Source organism: Streptomyces sp. NPDC001714, from assembly GCF_042892755.1.
In the GTDB taxonomy this organism is placed as follows: domain Bacteria; phylum Actinomycetota; class Actinomycetes; order Streptomycetales; family Streptomycetaceae; genus Streptomyces.
Genome location: NZ_JBIAUL010000075.1, coordinates 1 through 2145, shown reverse-complemented (window position 1 = coordinate 2145; position 2145 = coordinate 1). Strand labels below are relative to the sequence as shown.

The following is a 2145-nucleotide window of genomic DNA, read 5'->3' as shown; positions in this document are numbered from 1 at the left end:
CAAACCCCGCAAAGACCACGCCAGCCGATCCGCCCGCGCCTCCAACTCCCCATACGACAACGCCACACCCCCACACACCACCGCCACCGCACCCGCGTTGCCGACCGCACGCGCTGTGATCAGCTCGTGCACTCCGGTGAACCTCGGTCGGCCGGCCAGTGCCTGCCCGCGGTCGGTCGTGTCCATGATCTGGACGCGCCGAAGCTGGGTGTCGGGGGCCTGTTCGAGTGCGGTGATCAGGTTGGCCGTGGTGTTGTGCAGCAGTTCGCACAGCTGGCGGGGATCCGCCGGCGACACGGCTTCGACGGTGATGGTGAGGCCGGTGCCGAGATCGTCGACGGCGACGTCCACCGGGAAGTTGGTGCGCTGCCGGGTGTATATCCGCTCGGCGCCCTGGATCCGGGCACCGCCGTTGCGCTCGTCGGCGCGGCTGCTGTGCCGGAAGTTGAACATGGACGTGAACAGGGGGGCGGTGGCCGGGACACCGCTCGCCTTCTGGGCCAGCGCGAGCGGCGCGTGCTCGTGTACCAGCAGCTCGGCGAGTTGGGCCTGCATCGCTGCGAGGGCGTCGCCCACGCTCGCGCCGCTCACGCGAACGCGTACGGGAAGCGTGTTCATGAACGGGCCGGGCGTGCGGTCGGCTCCGGCACCGGCGTTCATCCGTCCGAAGATCACGGTGCCGAACACCACGTCGCTACGGCCCGCCACCGTCGCCAGCACCCGCGCCCATGCCACATGGAACAACGTCGCCGGGGACACGCCGTGCGCCCTGGCCTGCTCCCGCACCCGCCGGACCAGGTCGTCATCGACCGCCATCCGGAACTGGCCGGCTCCCTGACCGTCGCCGAGAACGTCGGTGAGGCCGAACGGCGCTGTCGTCTCGGCGACGTCGCCGAGCAGGGTCCTGAAGTACTCCTCGTGCTCGTCACGGGAGGTGCCGAGGCGAGCGGTGGCCACGAAGTTCCGGAACGGCTGAGGGGTCGGCAACCGGTCGCCCTCGCCACGGAGGATCGCCGCGATCTCGTCCAGGGCCAGATCCCAGCCCAGGTGGTCCTGGAGCATGTGGTGCATCTGGAACAGCGCCAGCCAACGGCCGTTTGCGGGTTCCTCGGCGACGAAGACACGAAGCAGCGGTCCCCGTTCCAGGTCGATCCGCGCACCCGCCGAGGCCAGGAGTTCGACGATGGGGTCGGCTCCGCCCGACAGCGTGACGTGCGTCGTCGGTATCGCCGCCGTACGCTGCACCACTTGCACCGGGTCGCTCAGACCCTGCCAGACGATCGCGGTGCGGTAGATGTCGTGCCGGTCCACCACCTGCTGCAGTGCGTCGAGCACCGCGTCGAGGCGGTCGCGGGAATCGAAGGCGATGACCGTGGGGCGAAGGAAGACGTCACCGCTCTCGTCGGTGGACATCAGGTAGTGGAAGAACATGCCTTCCTGGAGGGGGGCCAGCGGGTAGATGTCCGCCACGTTCGCGGCACCGCCCGGGACACGGGCGCAGATCAGGTCGATCTCGTCCTGGCCGAGATCCACCAGAGACAGCATCTCCGGACGGATCTCCGTGGCGTCCTCGGGTATCAGTTTCTGCGGCACTTCCACCCTCGTTCCGTCGGCGGCCGCCGCGATACCGGCGGGGGTCGGGGTCGTGAAGAGTGCCCGGACGCTCGCCGGCACGCCGCGCTCCCGCAGGCGCTCGACCAGCGAGACGGCGAGGAGCGAGTGTCCGCCGAGCTGGAAGAAGTCGTCGTCCACTCCGACGTGTTCGAGTCCGAGGACGTCGGCGAAGACCGCACACAGCAGTTCCTCGCGCGGGTTGGACGGGGCACGCCCGGCCATCGACGGCGTCAGGTCCGGGGCGGGCAGGGCGGCTCGGTCCAGCTTGCCGTTCGGCGACAACGGCAACGTCTCAAGGCTCACGACGGCGGACGGAACCATGTGTTCCGGCAGCCGCTGCGCGACGAACTCCCGCACCAGTCCGGGCAGTTCCGCATCAGCATCCGGTGCCGGTACGACATAGGCGACCAGGCGGCTTCCGCCGGGGCCGTCCTCGCGGGCGATGACGGCGGCCCGGGCGACGGCCGGATGCCCGGCCACCACGGCCTGCACCTCACCCGGCTCGATCCGGAACCCCCGGATCTTCACCTG

The 2145-nt window shown here is 70.0% G+C and carries 1 protein-coding gene; it reads right to left on the bottom strand.

Translation table 11 applies throughout. The features are described 5' to 3' along the window. On the bottom strand, positions 1 to 2145 hold a 2145-nt coding region (locus ACFY0P_RS52135; protein ID WP_388929531.1), incomplete at both ends, for a condensation domain-containing protein.